The organism is Ferrimonas pelagia, from assembly GCF_039543565.1.
GTDB lineage: Bacteria > Pseudomonadota > Gammaproteobacteria > Enterobacterales > Shewanellaceae > Ferrimonas > Ferrimonas pelagia.
Window position 1 is genome coordinate 14,503 of sequence record NZ_BAABJZ010000014.1, and the last position, 15,923, is coordinate 30,425.

15 protein-coding genes are annotated in these 15,923 nt (G+C 57.5%); 13 read left to right on the forward strand and 2 right to left on the reverse strand.

The features are described from left to right. Window position 1: 1 nt before the first annotated feature. The 11 genes from ABEA08_RS05735 (at window position 2) to ABEA08_RS05785 (ending at window position 12,258) form a co-directional block, all read left to right on the forward strand. Window positions 2-2,146: a TonB-dependent receptor gene (locus ABEA08_RS05735; protein WP_345334183.1), complete on the forward strand. Its 2,145-nt coding sequence runs from the start codon at window positions 2-4 to the stop codon at window positions 2,144-2,146. A 12-nt stretch (window positions 2,147-2,158) separates the two neighbouring features. Continuing rightward, window positions 2,159-2,419, forward strand: coding sequence for a YkoF family thiamine/hydroxymethylpyrimidine-binding protein (locus ABEA08_RS05740; RefSeq protein ID WP_345334184.1), 261 nt, complete (start codon window positions 2,159-2,161; stop codon window positions 2,417-2,419). After that, a complete protein-coding gene (gene pnuC / locus ABEA08_RS05745) occupies window positions 2,403-3,041 on the forward strand; it encodes a nicotinamide riboside transporter PnuC (RefSeq protein ID WP_345334186.1) in 639 nt (212 codons plus the stop codon). Before ABEA08_RS05740 ends, pnuC begins: the two co-directional genes overlap by 17 nt. Further along, window positions 3,034-3,843: a phosphotransferase gene (locus ABEA08_RS05750; protein ID WP_345334187.1), complete on the forward strand. Its 810-nt coding sequence runs from the start codon at window positions 3,034-3,036 to the stop codon at window positions 3,841-3,843. The genes pnuC and ABEA08_RS05750 overlap by 8 nt, the downstream gene beginning before the upstream one ends. Before the next feature lie 37 nt (window positions 3,844-3,880). Then, window positions 3,881-4,717 (forward strand): DUF6279 family lipoprotein, encoded by an 837-nt coding sequence (locus ABEA08_RS05755; RefSeq protein ID WP_345334188.1) that lies wholly within the window; start codon window positions 3,881-3,883, stop codon window positions 4,715-4,717. 76 nt (window positions 4,718-4,793) lie between these two features. After that, complete coding sequence (locus tag ABEA08_RS05760) at window positions 4,794-5,378, forward strand: HvfX family Cu-binding RiPP maturation protein (RefSeq protein ID WP_345334190.1); 585 nt, start codon at window positions 4,794-4,796, stop codon at window positions 5,376-5,378. 60 nt (window positions 5,379-5,438) lie between these two features. Next, window positions 5,439-6,878, forward strand: coding sequence for an Ada metal-binding domain-containing protein (locus tag ABEA08_RS05765; RefSeq protein ID WP_345334191.1), 1,440 nt, complete (start codon window positions 5,439-5,441; stop codon window positions 6,876-6,878). Next, entirely contained in the window at window positions 6,875-7,348 is a 474-nt protein-coding gene (locus ABEA08_RS05770) for a methylated-DNA--[protein]-cysteine S-methyltransferase (RefSeq protein ID WP_345334192.1), read from the forward strand. The genes ABEA08_RS05765 and ABEA08_RS05770 overlap by 4 nt, the downstream gene beginning before the upstream one ends. 65 nt (window positions 7,349-7,413) lie before the next feature. Next, window positions 7,414-7,962, forward strand: coding sequence for an NAD(P)H nitroreductase (locus tag ABEA08_RS05775; RefSeq protein ID WP_345334193.1), 549 nt, complete (start codon window positions 7,414-7,416; stop codon window positions 7,960-7,962). 257 nt (window positions 7,963-8,219) lie between these two features. Further along, entirely contained in the window at window positions 8,220-11,156 is a 2,937-nt protein-coding gene (locus tag ABEA08_RS05780) for a DUF748 domain-containing protein (protein WP_345334194.1), read from the forward strand. Window positions 11,157-11,202: 46 nt separating this feature from the next. Further along, entirely contained in the window at window positions 11,203-12,258 is a 1,056-nt protein-coding gene (locus ABEA08_RS05785; RefSeq protein WP_345334195.1) for a GGDEF domain-containing protein, read from the forward strand. A 19-nt stretch (window positions 12,259-12,277) separates the two neighbouring features. On the opposite strand, the gene ABEA08_RS05790 is transcribed toward ABEA08_RS05785, so the two are convergent. Further along, window positions 12,278-12,643 (reverse strand): hypothetical protein, encoded by a 366-nt coding sequence (locus ABEA08_RS05790; RefSeq protein ID WP_345334197.1) that lies wholly within the window; start codon window positions 12,641-12,643, stop codon window positions 12,278-12,280. Between the two features lie 84 nt (window positions 12,644-12,727). After that, window positions 12,728-15,043: a penicillin acylase family protein gene (locus tag ABEA08_RS05795; protein WP_345334199.1), complete on the reverse strand. Its 2,316-nt coding sequence runs from the start codon at window positions 15,041-15,043 to the stop codon at window positions 12,728-12,730. A 267-nt stretch (window positions 15,044-15,310) separates the two neighbouring features. On the opposite strand from ABEA08_RS05795, the gene ABEA08_RS22005 reads away from it, so the two are divergent. Both ABEA08_RS22005 and ABEA08_RS05800 read left to right on the forward strand, forming a co-directional pair. Beyond that, the gene (locus ABEA08_RS22005; RefSeq protein ID WP_425557335.1) at window positions 15,311-15,427 is read left to right on the forward strand and encodes a helix-turn-helix domain-containing protein; all 117 of its coding nucleotides are present in this window, start codon (window positions 15,311-15,313) and stop codon (window positions 15,425-15,427) included. A gap of 45 nt (window positions 15,428-15,472) precedes the next feature. After that, window positions 15,473-15,923, forward strand: a 451-nt coding sequence (locus ABEA08_RS05800) for a helix-turn-helix domain-containing protein (RefSeq protein ID WP_345334198.1), incomplete at its 3' end; no start/stop codon positions are given.

The window sequence follows — 15,923 nt, forward strand, 5'->3', positions numbered from 1 at the left end:
CATGCGACGTACAGTGATCTCCTTGGCCATTATGGCCACCTTGCCTGCCTTCGCGAATGAGCTAGGCGACAATCCGATAGAAACCATTACTGTGACGGCCGACCTGCGCCAGTCCAGCCTGGAACGCCTACCCGCTTCTGCGACTGTGTTGACCGCCACTGAGTTGCAGGACGAAGGCAGTGAGCACTTCGAGCAAGCCTTGGGCCGCATCGCCAACCTTAACTGGTCCGGCGGCAGCTCCCGTCCCCGCTACTTCCAAATTCGTGGCGTGGGTGAGCAGGAGGAGTATCGAGGCGCGCCGAACAGTTCAGTCGGCTTTATCGTGGATAATATTGATCTGTCCGGGATCGGCATGGCCGCCAGCCTGTATGACGTGCAGCAGGTGGAAGTGTTGCGCGGTCCTCAGGGGACGCAATATGGCGCCAATGCGCTGGCCGGTTTGATCTATGTAAAAAGTCAGGATCCGACCGAGCAGTTTGAAGCGGGCACCGAGCTGACGTTTGCTGAAGACAACCAGCAGACTTACTCGGGCTATGTGTCGGGCGCGGCGGATCAGGACGCCACCTTGCTGTATCGGATTGCATTGCAAAGTCACCAGCAGGATGGCTTTCGCCACAACAGCTACTTGGGCCGGGATGACACCAATAAACGGGACGAATTGACGCTGCGGGCCAAGTTGCGCTGGCAGCCGGTCGACGACTTTAGCGCGGATCTGACCTTCCTGCATGCGGATCTCGACAACGGCTACGATGTTTGGACGTTGGACAATAACGGCTTTGAAACCGATACCGATGAGCCGGGCGTGGACAGTCAGCGTACCAATGGCTTGGCGCTGGATCTAAGTTGGGCCATCAGTGATGCGGTGGATCTGCAATCCATCACCAGTTGGAGCAACACCCATGCCCAACATGCCTACGACGGCGATTGGTCGAATGCCGACTACTGGGGTGGGCTGGAGTGCACTGAGTATGACGACGATTGGAATGAGATCGGTCAGGCCCCTTGTCAGTATGATTACTATTGGGACAAAGCCGCTAAGCGCGACACCGTTTCTCAGGAAGTGCGGCTCTCTTCCGGCGAGGCCGGGCGCCTCTGGGCGGATTCCACCGACTGGTTAGTGGGCGTTTATTTTAATCAACTGGAAGAGCACAACGATCTGAAAAGCTACTACAACGGCTTTGATGATCAGTTTCTGATCAGCGACTATCGCTCGAAGAACATGGCGCTCTTTGGCCAGCTGGACACTGAGCTGGGGCGCTGGAGCCTGTCGGCGGGCGCCCGCATTGAACGCCGGGTGGCCGATTATCGCGATGACAGTGGCGAGGCGTTTGAGCCCACAGAAAACATGTGGGGTGGGCACCTGTCCGCCGGCTATGCGCTCAGCGACGCGCACAATGCCTACGTACGGATCGCTCGGGGTTATAAGGCGGGTGGTTTTAATATGGGCCTGCCGGACGTGCTTAAGCCGCACAGCGAATTTTCCGCAGAAACCCTGTACAACTATGAACTCGGCCTGAAGAGCCGATGGTTTGATGGGGCTGTGCGCTCGGATCTGTCCGTGTTCTTTATGGACCGTCAGGATCAGCAGGTGGAAGCCTCCTTGCAGGATCCGGACAACCCGCAGCGCTTCTTTTTGTACACCAATAACGCCGGTAGCAGCGACAGCTACGGCTTAGAGTGGGCGCTCAATTGGCAACTGAATCGCCAACTGGAGCTGTATTCCAGTCTGGGTCTGCTTAAAGCCCGTTATAAGGCGTACAGCGTTACCGAAGCGGACGGTAGCGAGACGGATCTGTCCGGTCGTGAATTGGCCCACGCGCCCAACTTCCAATACGCCCTTGGCGGGACTTACCGCAATGCGCAGGGCTGGTTTGCCAATCTGAATCTCAATGGCAAGGATGCGTTCTACTATTCCGACAGCAATGACAGCCGATCCGAGGCCTACACTCTGCTCAACGCCAAGCTGGGCTATGAAGCGCAGAGTTGGGCGCTGTATCTGTGGGGGCGTAACCTGACCGATGAGAAATACGGCACTCGCGGCTTCTTCTTTGGCAACGAGCCGGATCAAGACTGGGCAGCGAAACAATACGTACGCTATGGCGATCCCCGGCAAGTGGGGATCACCTTCAACTACCACTTTATGTAAGGACTATAAGCTATGCAGTTATCGGTTGAGATCAGCCTGTACCCTTTGCAGGACAACTATTTAGAGATGATCAAATGGTTCATTGACCGTTTGGACAGCTACCCGAACATTAAACGCCTGACCAACGGCATGAGCACCCAGTTGGGCGGCGACTACGACGAGGTGATGGCGCTGCTGGCGGTCGAGATGAAGGCCGCACACAGCCAGTGGGGCAAAGGGGTATTTGTCTGCAAATTCATTCCGGGTGGGGTCAACCTTGACCACACTGAGTGAGTTTATTGGCAACGTGTGGGCCGATGCCCACGCGTTAACCGGCTGGGAAGCGGTGGCGGTGGCATTGGCCGTCGCTTACCTCTGGCTGGCGATGCGACAAAGCCTGTGGTGTTGGGTCGCGGCGGCGATCAGCACGATCATCTTCACCGCGCTGTTTTGGCATGTTTCGCTGTTGATGGAGTCGGCGCTGAACTTGTTCTACCTGGCGATGGCCGGTTACGGCTTTTGGCAGTGGCGCTTTGGCGGTGGCGAGGGCGAGGGTGTCCCCCTGATCCGTTGGTCGCGGCAGCGCCACCTGTGGATCATCGCCTCGACGGCCTCGGTCGCGCTGGCATTGGGCTTCGTGATGGATACCTACACTCAAGCCGATCTGGCTTATCTGGACGCGCAAACGACCTGCTTTGCCATCGTCACGACCTACATGGTGGTGAACAAAGTGGTGGAGAATTGGCTGTACTGGATCGTCATCAACAGCGCTTCCATCTATCTGTATCTGCAAAAGGGCTTTGCACTCAGTTCGGGTCTGTACGTGCTGTACATCGGCATGGCGGTCGTCGGTTACCTCAAGTGGCAAAAGCTGCACCAGCAGCAACGCATGATGGGCGCGCCGTCGCTTGCGTGATAAGCAGTTAACGGCGCTGCTGTGTCAGGCTGGATTCTCTGAGCGGCCCTGGCGGTTTACAGCCATCGCCGGTGCCAGCAGCAACCGCCTGTACCGAGTGGAGCACGACGCAATGACGCTGGTGCTGCGGCTGCATACCCAGGCGAACGACTTTGCGGTTGAGCGTGCACGTGAGCACCAGGCTTGGCTGGCGGGATCCAAAGCGGGACTGGCGCCTAAGCTGTTGTATTGGAGCGAGGATCATCGATTCTGCCTGAGCGAGTATGGCGGTGAGTCGCCAACCTCGCTCAGCGTCGAGCCGCTGCTTGCTCTGATCTTGGCGCTGCACCGGTTGCCGATGCTAAGCCCACGGTTTGATTACGGCGGACGGATCCGCACGTATCTTAAGGGCGTGTCCGATCCGGAACTTCATGCGTTTACCGCACTCATACCGGTATGGGAGGAGGCACTGCAGGCGAGTGCCTTGCCTTGGGGATTCTGTCATCACGATCTGCATCCGGGCAATATTCTGCACCATCAAGGCCAATGGCGGGCGGTGGACTTCGAATATGCTGGCTGTGGCCATCCATTGATGGACTTAGCGGTGGCGCAAGAGGCTCTGCCGATCGCAGAACGTCCCGTTTTGTGGCGAGACTATCTGCGGGCGAACGGCCTGTCGCCAGATCCCACCGAGCGGGCTGCCTGGCAGGCTGCGCAGAAACTGCAGGCGTTGATGACCGTTTGTTGGGCGGCGCAGATGGGCCTACAGGGTATCGATACGCAAAGCTGGATCCCTCAGGCGATGGCAACGCTGATGGGCTAGTTTTGGCCGTGGATGTTGACTGCATCGGGAGAGAAGCGTGAGACGTTGGATAGGGGTTCTGCTGGGGGTGTTCATACTGTCGGCCTGTTCGACACGATTTGTGTATAACTGGCTGGACTGGTTGATCCCTTGGGAGCTGGACGACTACGTCAGCCTGAGTCGGGCGCAGGAGCGCCAACTCGATGAGATGATCGAGCAGGCGCTGGCCTGGCATAAAGCGAATGAGCTGCCCCGGTATGTCCAGCACATCGAAGCCTTACAGAGCGACGTCGCCGAACCATTACAAGCCGCCCAAATTCAGGGCCACTTTGACCGCAGCAATGGCCATTGGGATCGGCTGTTTGAACACTTGATCCCCGCGCTTATCCCCTTTATCCAATCCTTTTCCGATGCGCAGATCGACGAAGCACTGGCTAACATGGCCAAAGACGAAGCCGAGCTGCGTGAAGAGTATGCCGAGCTGACGCTGGAGCAGCGGATCGCCAAGTCCAACAAGTCGATGGAGCAGTCCATCCGCAAAAAGATAGGGCGCTTGAGCAAGCAGCAAAAGGCGATCATCCACGACTACAATCACAATCGCCACAGCACGTTAGCGCTCTGGCTCAGTTATCGTGATGTCTGGTTTGAACGCTTTTCCCTGGCGCTGTATCAACGCAGCGATGGCGCGGCGCTTGAGCGAGAATTGCGGCTGTTGATGGTGGAGCCGGATCAACTCAAGTCGGCGCAATACCTGACGCTCATCGAGCAGAATCGGCGGCAACTGTCGCAGGGCTTCGCTGCGATCCACCAAAGCATGAGTTCGAAGCAGCAGCGTCGCTTGAACAAAGAGTTGGGGAAATTGCGCGCCGACTTTATCTACTTGGCGCAACCTTAGCTATTTTTAACCAAGACGAAATGGCCGCTGCAGTGTTCCGGTCTTAGCTAGGAACTGACCACAAGGGATCAATCACATGCAGGCAATCATTGCGCTTTGGCAACGCGTTTTCTCCTCGACTCAAACGCTGGAAGGCATAGCGCCGCTCGCTATTCGACTCTATTTGGCGCCGGTGTTTATGCAGGCGGGCTGGAATAAACTGTCGCATTTCTCCGACACCGTGGCCTGGTTTGGCAACCCCGAGTGGGGACTGGGCCTGCCGTTGCCGGGACTGATGGCGGGATTGGCCGCCGGCACTGAGCTGATCGGCGGTGGCTTGTTGGTCTTGGGCCTACTGACCCGCCTCGTCAGCATTCCGCTGATGGTGACCATGTTGGTGGCGATCTTTGCGGTGCATTGGGAAAATGGTTGGCTGGCGATCGCGGACAGCGGCTCCTGGTTGGCCAATCAACAGGTGCTGGACTCGGCAGAAAAGCTGGAGCGTGGCCGAGCCATATTAGCGGAGAACGGCAACATCGACTGGCTGACCAGCTCGGGCAACTTCGTCATTTTGAATAATGGCATCGAGTTTGGTGCCACCTACTTTGTCATGCTGCTGGCGCTCTACTTCCTCGGTGGCGGCAAGTACACCAGTCTAGATCACTTTCTCAGCCGTAATTGAGCCAACAAAGATGGCCGAAATTGGCTAGTGGCTTGTTGCCGCCGGCGTTATGCTGGCGGCATGAGATCACACATCCCCCTCACCTTATCTGCAGAGCAATGCCGTGCCGCCCGGTTGGCTCGGGACAGTCGTTTTGATGGCCGCTTCCTGGTCGGTGTCCGCAGCACCGGGATCTATTGCCGGCCTATCTGCCGCGTTAAAGCGCCGCTAGAGAAGAACGTCAGTTATTTTTCCTGCGCCGCTCAGGCTGAGCTGCAGGGCCTGCGGCCCTGTTTGCGGTGCCGGCCGGAGTTGGCGCCGCCAGCACACGATTGGCGGGTGCATCAGCCCAAGTTGCAGCGGGCGATGGCGCTGCTGTGCAGCCAGCAGATCACCGGTGTTGTCGCGCTGGCGGACGCCTGTTTTTTAAGTGAACGCCAGCTGCGCCGACTGTTTCAGCAGCATCTTGGCGTCTCACCGTTACAGGCTCTGTCGACCCACAGATTGCTGCAAGCCAAGCAGCTGCTCACAGACACCCGATTGCCGATCACCGACATCGCCTATGCCGCGGGTTTTTCCAGCATCCGCCGTTTCAACGACGCGTTTGCAGCGGCCTATCGGCTATCACCGAGCCGTTTTCGTAAAGATCAGGGAGCCGCTATGCCTGCCGCCACAATACAGTTGCGTCTGTGTTATCGTCCGCCGTTGGATTTTTCGGCCCTGCTGCCGTTTTTTGCCCATCGGGCGATCAACGGCCTTGAGGAGGTTCGGGATGGGATCTACCGGCGCCGGCTCGGGCCGGAACAAGCCTTTACCGTGCAGCAAGGCGAGGGGGATGCGCTGCTGCTGACCCTGGAAGGTATCGAGCCCGGGAGGTATGCCGAGCTGCAACAGCGGGTTCGGCGGATGTGGGATCTCGATGCGGATCTGACGCAGATCCATCAGACGCTGGATCAGGAGCCGATACTGCGCGCTATCTCGGCGCAATGGCCCGGGCTGCGCCTGCCGTCCTATTGGGATGGTTGGGAGACCTTGCTTCGCGCCATTGTCGGCCAGCAGATCTCGGTCGCCGGTGCGATCACGATTTTGGGACGATTGGTCACGCGCCATGAAGCGATGGGCGGATTTGGTCTGCCCACGCCAGAGGCGTTGGCAAGGATGGATCTCACCGCGATCGGCATGCCCGGCGCGCGGGTCCGTACGCTCCATGCGGCTGCGCAGATGGCGATGGAGACGCCGCTGGACGGCTGGCCGGATCCACAGGCCACCGCGCAAAAATTGGCACAGGTGAAAGGCATTGGTCCTTGGACCGTTGCCTATTGGTGTCTGCGCAGCGGCGCCGATCCGGACAGCTTTCCCGCGAATGACATGGTGCTGCTGAAGGCGGCACGGCAGTTGGGGCTGGCGCAGGATGCGAAGGCGCTGACGCAAAGGGCGCAGCCATGGGCACCGTGGCGTGGCTATGCTGCAAGTTTGCTATGGCAATCAACAATGACAGAACAAGAGCAGAGAAAACCATGAATTATTGCGAGTTCAACAGCCCGATCGGTTTGATCCTGATCGCCGGGGACGAACTGGGCCTGCGCCACATCGTGTTGCAGGCCGGGGCACTGCCGATGGCAGCAAAACCGGATTGGCAGCACTGCCCCGATGGGTTCAAGGATGCCAAGCGGCAACTGGCGGAGTACTTTGCCGGCCAGCGGTGTGAGTTTGACTTGAAGCTTGCGCCGCAGGGGACCGCATTTCAATGTGAAGTCTGGCAGGCACTGCAGGGCATTCCCTATGGTAAAACCGCCAGTTATGGCGAGATCGCCCGGGCGATAGGCCGACCTAAAGCGGTGCGTGCCTTAGGGGCCGCCAATGGACGCAATCCGTTGCCTGTGGTGATCCCCTGCCATCGGGTGATCGGGGCCAATGGCAGCTTGACGGGGTATGCCGGCGGCTTGGAGCTGAAACAGACCTTGCTGGCGCTGGAGCACGCGCACGATTGAATTGTCCCCTTGGCTGACACAATATGGCGTTAGGATCATCAATCTGATAAAGGATATCGCCACGTATGGATGCGATCACGCTGTTGCTAGAGCGCCACTCTAACCCACGACTTACCGCGCCCGGCCCTGATCCGGCGCAATTGGAACAGATCATTCAGGCGGGGTTAACCGCCCCGGATCACGCGGGACTGAAGCCGTTTGACTTTGTGATAGCCAAAGAGAGTGGGCTTGAGCGTTTAGGGGAGATCTATTATGCCGCCGCGGCCGCCGATGGTGCGGAAGGCGAAGCGTTGGCCCGTGCCAAACTCCTGCCCACTCGTGCCCCGATGGTGATCACTGTGATCGCCAAAGTCACGCCCCACCCGAAGGTGCCCAGTATCGAACAACATTTGGCCGCAGGCTGTGCGCTGATGCAGATGCAGCAGATGGCTCAGGCGTTGGGACTGGGTGGGATCTGGCGCACCGGCAGCTATGCTCGCCACCCCTATGTCCGTGAGGCACTCGGCGTGATCGGTGATGATGAGATCGTCGGTTTTCTGTATCTGGGCACGCCGGTCAAAGCGATACAGCCGGTGCGACGGCATGAGTCCAGCAGCTTCGTTCGGATGCTATAGCCCGGCAAAGGGGCGGATGCTCAGAAACGGAGCTTTGGGGCGAACGGTTGCGGTTATCACCAAGAGAAAACGGTTGCCGCGATCGTGGGAGGTCGTTGGGCGGTTTTAGGGTGTTGCTCCCCCCGATTAAATGATCACGCGAAGCACGCACTGTTTTTGAATTCCTTTTGGGGTAACACTTTTTTTACCGTTTGTTTTCACGGATCCAACCTGTTGGCGTTACACTGAAAAAGTGGCCATAAGTTGGGAGACGGGCAGTGAAGTGGAAAGATCTTTGGCAACGCGGGAGTGTCCGCGGAGCGAGCTATGCACTGTTGGCTTTTGGCCTGTATTTGCTGTTGGCTGGGGTGGGGTTACCCAAGCTGATCGAGCACCAAGCGCCTAAATGGGTCTCGCAGAACTTGGCTGGGCAACTGCAGCTCGGCTCTGTCCGATTTCACCCGCTGCACTGGCGCTTAACGTTGGAAAAGGTCGCGTTGGACGACGCGACAGGGGAGCGTGTTGCCGGTTTTGAGGGCTTGGTGCTCGATCTCGATCCCTGGTTGTCGCTGTTCTCCCTGCAGGGGCGGATCCGTGAGTTGACGCTGACTCAACCTGAGTTTCATTATCGTGAGTTTGGTGGCGAGGACACCAACGTGTCCCGCCTGTTAGCGCCGCTTGACCGTACGGCCTCGACTGAGCCTGTGGATGATGGCGACGCTTCGCTGCCTGAGATCGTGTTGCAGGCATTGTCCGTGGTTCAGGGGCAGGTGCGTTATCAACCGGCGCAACAGGAGGCACTGGCGTTTGAGCGGCTAAGCCTGAATGCACGTGATCTTCGCCTCGCCGGCGAGGGCAATCGGTTGGCATTGATGCTGACGGGCCCCGGCGGCGGGCAATTGGCGCTGGAGGTGGCTGCGACCTTGAGTCCTCTTGACGTCGCGGTCGATGTCCGATTGGAGGACGCCGATCTCACCCACTATTGGCCGTTGTTCGCCGCGCAGTTTGGTTTTGATCTGGACAGCAGTCGGCTGGATCTGGACGCCATGCTGTCGGTTAAACAGCAGGACAATGGGCCGCCAGCGATCTGGGTGAAGCAAGGGCGTGTGGCGCTGCGTGAGTTGGCCATCAGTTATCAGCAGCAGCCGGTTGTGACACTGGGGCAAGCCTTGATCCCCGATCTGTCGGTGGATGTGGCGCGCCGCCAAGTCCAACTCGAGTTGCTGCAGTTGTCACAGGGTCAGGCTCAGGTACAGCGTCACGCCGACGGGGTAGATTGGCAAACGATCTTTTTACCTGTGTCCGCAGCGCCGAATGACACGCCGGTTGAGACCGAGCAGGTGGATCCGGCACAGGCTTGGCAACTGGCGCTGGGCCAGATCCAATTGCAACAGTTTGAGCTGGCCCTGCAAGATCTGACCACGGCACAGCCGACGCCTTGGCAGATGAGGATAGATTTGTTGGCGGCGGGCCCGATCTCGACCGATCTCAGTCAGCGCATACTGGTTGATCTGGATACGGTGATCAATGAGACGGGTCGATTGTCGATCGATGGTGAAGTCGTACCAGAGCCGATGCAACTGACGTTGGATCTCGCCCTGGACGGTTTTGCTTTGACCGATACGATCCCCTATTGGCAGGAGCAGGTGGATATTGCTCTGGTTGAGGGCGTATTTGCCACCCATGGTGCGCTGAGCGTGGCGACGCTCGAACCATTGGCTCTGGATTATCAGGGGGATGTGCAGATCACCGAGTTGACCACGCAGGATCAACCGGAAGGGCGGGATCTGCTGACCTGGCAGTCGATGGCCATCGAGCAGCTGAATGTAACCAGCCAACCTCAGGCGCTATCCATTGGCCAGATCACGCTGGAGCAGCCCTTTGCCCGGGTGATCATCAATGAGGATGGGAGCACCAATCTGACGGCGTTTACAGCGGCGTCGAGCGATGAGTCAGCCGATGAGGGGACAGACACGGACAGCGGCCCCGAGACGATGACGACGGTCGTTGAGACGGCTGCTGAGACGGCTGCTGAGACGGCTGCTGAGACGGCGATGCCGATGGCGATCCGGGTGGATCGGATCGAGCTCAAGGAGGGGGCGGCCTTTTTCGCTGATAACACCTTAATCCCGAAATTTGCTTCGGGGATCGAGCAGCTGGAAGGGACCATTACCGGGTTGAGCTCAGAGCCCTCGGCGCGCGCACAAGTGGCCATTACCGGCCAGGTTGACCGCTATGCCCCGGTGGCCTTGCGGGGCGAGTTACAGCCATTGGCGGCCACGCAGTACCTGGATCTGGCGTTGAGTTTCGACAACGTTGAATTGACCTCGTTGAACGCGTATTCCGGCACCTATGCCGGATATTATATTGATCAGGGCCAACTGGATCTGGCGTTGAACTATAAGTTGGACGGCAGCCAGTTGCAGGGCAGCAATAAGGTGGTGCTGGATCAACTTAAGTTGGGTAAGCGCAGCGAGTCGGAAAAAGCCACCAGTCTGCCGGTCGCGCTGGCCGTGGCCTTGATGCAGGATAGCAACGGGGTGATCGACCTGGGCTTGGAGGTTAGCGGCGATCTGGAGGATCCGGAATTTGCCATTGGGCCGTTGGTGCTTAAGGCCTTGGGCAATGTCATCACCAAGATAGTGACCTCACCCTTCACCTTGCTGGGCAATCTGCTTGGCGGCGATCCCCCCAGCAATGAGGTGATGTTTGCTGCTGGTGAAGCCAAGCTACGTCCGAGCCAATGGGCACAACTGGAGCGGTTGACTCAGGCGATGGCGCAGCGGCCTAACCTTTCTTTGTCAGTGCAAGGCTCGGTTGATCGAGAGCAAGACAGCCGGGTCTTAGCGACATCGCAGTTACGAGGCCAACTTGATTGGCCGGAAGAGGTAACGCCAGCAGACCTTTCGGCGCAGCAGGCGCAGCGTTTGATGCAGGCATACGACGGCGCTTACGGTCCAGACAGTGCCGCGGCTCAGTTGAAGCTGGCCGAGGCGCCTGAGGCGGGATACCGAGCGCTGTTTGCTTCACTGTTATCACAGGTTGAAGTGGCGGACGAGGTGTTGTCGGCGCTGGCAGTGCAGCGTGCAGATGCGGTCAAACGGGTGTTGACCGAGGAGCTATCCATGTCGCCGGAGCGGATCTTTATTCGCGAGAGCCGGGTGGCGCTTGAGGAAAGTGGCAGCAAGGCCCTGCTGGATCTCGGTGCGATGTAGTTGGTCTGAGTGGCTCAGGATCTGGGTTAAAGAGGAAGGGGGTGTGATGTTAGGGAAAACGGCCCATGCGTTGGCGCGGTCGCTGCAGATCTTTCGGCAGGCGATCCCGCAGATGTCGTCACTGAAGATCCCGGTGACGCCGGAGAACTACGCCGTTTGGTATCACTATGTGATGGGCTACGATCTCGCGCTCAAGCATGAGATCGAGCAGCGTTTACGGCAGCAACAAGCGTTCGACAGTCGGGTCAATGACACCCTGTACACCACGTATATTCAGCGCGATCCCAGTCAGCGTTTTGAAAACGTTCACAATGAAACCCAGAAGCTGATCGCCAGTCTGGTGGAGCAGATCCGCGCCAGTAGCGCTGGAACCCGCGCGTTTTCCGAGGTGTTGGGCGAATTGGATGCCGAGTTGGCTCAGCCGTCCTCGCCGGAGCAACTGAGTCAGATGATCCGTCGATTGACGGCGGGCGTCACCGAAGTGCTTAACAACAACCAACAAATGGAGAGCAGTCTGACGCAGTTGAGCCAAGATGCGAGCGGGTTGCGACAAGAGCTCGCTCAGGTGCGTGAGCAGGCGCTACTCGATCCGTTAACCTCGTTGTACAACCGCCGGGCCCTGGAGCATGAGCTTAATGCGCGTTTACTGGCGTATACGCAGACGCGGGAGGATTGCTGCTTGATCCTATTGGATGTGGATCATTTCAAACGCTTCAACGATACCTATGGCCACGCTGTGGGCGATCAGGTACTGCGTTTCGTGGCAATGACATTACGGCGGGTGAGCGGACAAGAGCCGTTTATTGCCCGTTACGGCGGCGAGGAGTTTGTGCTGGTTTTACCCCAATGGGATTATGGCAAGGCGTTGGTACTTGCGGAGCAGATCCGGCTGCAGATCGCTCAACAAAATCTGGCGACGCAGCAAGGGCAACAGCCGATCGGGCATATTACCGTCTCGCTTGGGGTTGCCTGCATGCAGGCGTCCGATGATGCCGAGGGCTTGTTGATAAGGGCGGATAAGGCGATGTATCAGGCCAAGCAACAGGGGCGTGATCAAGTGGTTGGCGAGCGGGATCGTATCTTGGATGACGTTGGCGCCTAAGCGCTTTGCCGCCGGGCCTCTAGAGATTGACCAACTGTAATGGCTCAGTACCGGGCGTCAGTTTGCGACTTTGTTTGACTGCGCAACGACACAGACCGCCACTCAATGCTGGACAGCTTTTGCATGCTTTTTTCTTCAGCGGCTTGTCGAGTGGGTAGGGAGTTTCCGGGTAAAACGAAACCACTGGGCTGTTTAAGGTTTGCATCACCTGTTGCACCCATTGCTCCGCCATCTCCTTACGTTGCGCCGGATCGAGCGACAGGGAAGGGGACACGATTTCCGCGCTGAGCGCCTTTTTCAGCGATTTGTTGCAGGCTTTCAACAATGCTTTGCGCTGTTTTGCTTCTGCTTTGGCTAGTTTCTTCGCCGCTTTGTCTTTGCTCATCGAACCGACCCATTATCAACATGCCACGCCATCTTAGCGAACTTGAAGATAAATGAGAATCAGTCGCGATCACATTTTGTTCGATTAAGGGTGCGGTTGTAGGGTTAAGTCGACGGTCGATGCCGGTGTAAGTTGGATCTGTCGATAGAGTCCTTGCTGGTACAGCTCGGCTTGATCGGCAAAGTGGGGCGTGAACTGGACGCCACTTTGACCAAGCGGACTGATCACCTGTACCTGGCTTGGCTTGGCCAGATCGACAATGCGGCGCGTTGACGGGCCAAAGGTTCCTTGCCAGTTGCCGTTTTGATAGCGATAGGACACATTGTTTAGGGCTCTTTTGGAGCCGCTGATGGCCAGCTTCGGGCCTTCAAACAGTGCTTGCAGCCAGTCATTGCTTCCCATGGCATGCCGGTGGCGATATCGGGCGTTGTCTTGCCAAGCGATCGACCCCTCTAGCTGTTGTAGGGTGATCTGCCAGGCAGTTTTGAGTGTGTCATCGGCATTTTGGTAGGTCAGTCGGTCGACGTTGTTCCACCACAGGGAGGTGGGGGCATTGACCACCTGATAGAGCATCTTGTCGATGAGGCCTTCACGGCGCAGACGGTCAAACAGGGGCATGCCGAGTTCATCGGCAAAGATCGACTTCAGCAGTTGATAGTAGAACGCCTCAAATAGGGTCGGGGCGGCACTGTTCGGTCGGTAGCGTCCATCCCACTGCGCCAACTGCTGGCGCTGCTCACTTGGCAATTCGGCCGTTGCGGCGAGAAAAGGGGCTTTGAGCAGTTCAAATCGAAGGTTGCGGCTGTCGGTTTGCAGTGACTTGAAGTCGGCGGCTGTCCACGTAGCTTGGCTCTGTAGCTGCTGAGCGAGCCATTGTGGCCGAAATAGCGGCGCGTAATAGCTGGATTGTTCCTGCTCGCTCAATGGCAGGCGGTAGGGATGATTGGCCGAGAAGATAAGGCCGCTTTCTGGATTGATCTCACGCGGGTTTTCGTCGAAGGCATAGAAGCCACGCGGTCGGTTGGCCCGCTGACTGCCGTCGATCACGGTGGCGCCGCTGATCCCCGGTGCACGCTTAAGATAACGGGCGACCGCCCACTTGGCGATATTGCCGTCGGTGTCGGCGTAGAGCAGGTTGACGCCGGGCGACCAGATCAGCGGCAGATGTTGGCTGAGCTCGGTCATGGAGTTGGCATTGACCAGACCCATGAGTCCCTGCAATGGCTGGTTTTCTGATTCGGTAAAGGTCCAGTAGAGCGCGGTGGGCTCTGACAGCTCAAGGATCTGATCGATCCTGGGGCCAAATCGACTGTGATAGATCGTCAGGATCTCATCCGCCTGGCCTTTGACCGGTATGCTTTGCCGCTCCAATGCGTAGCTATGCGGCTCGCCATCAAGCAGGTATTGCTGCTGGTGCGATTGCAACTGAAATAGATCGGCATCGTCATTGAGCAGCATGGTCAGGCCCCAAACCCGGCTCGGGGTCTGGCCCAGAAGGGGAATGGGCAATCCGGGCAGGTAGTGACCGTAGAGGCTGCGGTTTGGAGTATGAAGCTGAGCTTCATACCACACCTGTGGCGTGGAAAAGCTGATGTGGGGATCGTTGGCAAACAGGGGGGCGCCACTGGCACTGCGCGCTGCGCTGACTAACCAGCCGTTGGAGCCTTGCATCTGCCCTAGGGGGAGATGTTCGGGCAGCGCGTTGATCACCTGATGATAGGCGGTGAGATCGCCCAACTCTGGCAGTGAGTCCGGCGCGTGTTGCCAATGGCCCTGCAGGACGTGGTGGTAGGCGGGATCCAGATGTTGGTAGAGGTCGGTCAGCAGCGGATCTTGCTTGAAGGCGGCGGTAAAGCTGTGCGCCATGTAGCTCAGTGTGGCAAAGACGTCGGTGGTGCTGAATGGCTCTGGGCTGGCGTTGAGCAGCAGGTATTCGAGCGGAACTGGGTGTGCGTCAAGGTATTGGTTGATGCCTTCAACGTAAGATCCGAGCCAGCTTTGCAACTGGGGCGAGCGCTCCGGCAGATCTTGCGCCTGCTGTTGGCTCCACGCGCGGGTCCCTAAGGTTCGAAATAGGCGATCGGTCTTGAGTGTGCTTTCGCCAAACAGGGCGGAGAGCTCGCCCTTCCCTATCCGGCGTAGCACGTCCATTTGAAACAGCCGATCACGCGCATGCAGCCAGCCGAGTGCCACTAAGGCGTCGCGGTCGGACGCGGCGTCGATATTGGGCACGCCAAACTCACTGAATGCTATTTCGACTTTAGATCCAATGCCTTTCAATTGTGGGTTGTCGGCGGAGTTAGGCTGTCTTTCCCATATGAGCTTGGTCACCAACAGCAGAGCGAGCAGCAAGAGAAGCATCGCCGCCAGCGTCGCATATTTGCTCAGAATGCGCAGCATCACGATAGAGGTGTCCGTAAATGGGCCAAGGTTATAGAGATGTTGGTCGCGCAGTCATATGGGTGTCAAGTTGTTGGCTGGGTTGTTTTCTCGAGGTTGATGACAAATAGCCTTCAAGCATGGTCATATGAGCCGGAGTCATTGGATCTTTTATACCAATTGCACTAAAAGTTTGATCTAATAGTGCTTTGATTAGTGACCCGAGCATCGACGATGCATACTTCCAGCAATTTCAAGCAACTTGCCAAGAAAGCCAGCGATTCGAGGATGAGAACGCGCTATCTGGCGTTACACCACTTCTTGCGTGGCTACAATCGGACACAAGTCGCCGAAATGCTTGGGATCTCCCGAGGGAGTGTGAACTCTTGNTACCAATTGCACTAAAAGTTTGATCTAATAGTGCTTTGATTAGTGACCCGAGCATCGACGATGCATACTTCCAGCGATTTCAAGCAACTTGCCACGAAAGCCAGCGATTCGAGGATGAGAACGCGCTATCTGGCGTTACACCACTTCTTGCGTGGCTACAATCGGACACAAGTCGCCGAAATGCTTGGGATCTCCCGAGGGAGTGTGAACTCTTGGGTAGCTTTGTATCTGTCTGGTGGTCTAGATGCCTTGCAGGTAAAGCGCAGCCCCGGTCGACCAGTCAGGCTTACTGCGATGCAACAGAAGCAACTCTGTACCTTCATTGAGAACAATGCCGTCAAACCTGATGGCGGAAGGTTGATCGCTGAGGATGTTCGAACTTACATTCTCAGCACGTTTAAGGTTGAGTACCAACTGGCCAACGTGTACCGCTTACTTCATGCGCTTGGATTTAGTTGGATTACAAGCCGCTCCAAACACCCGAAGCAATCGCTAAAGGCTCAGGAAACTT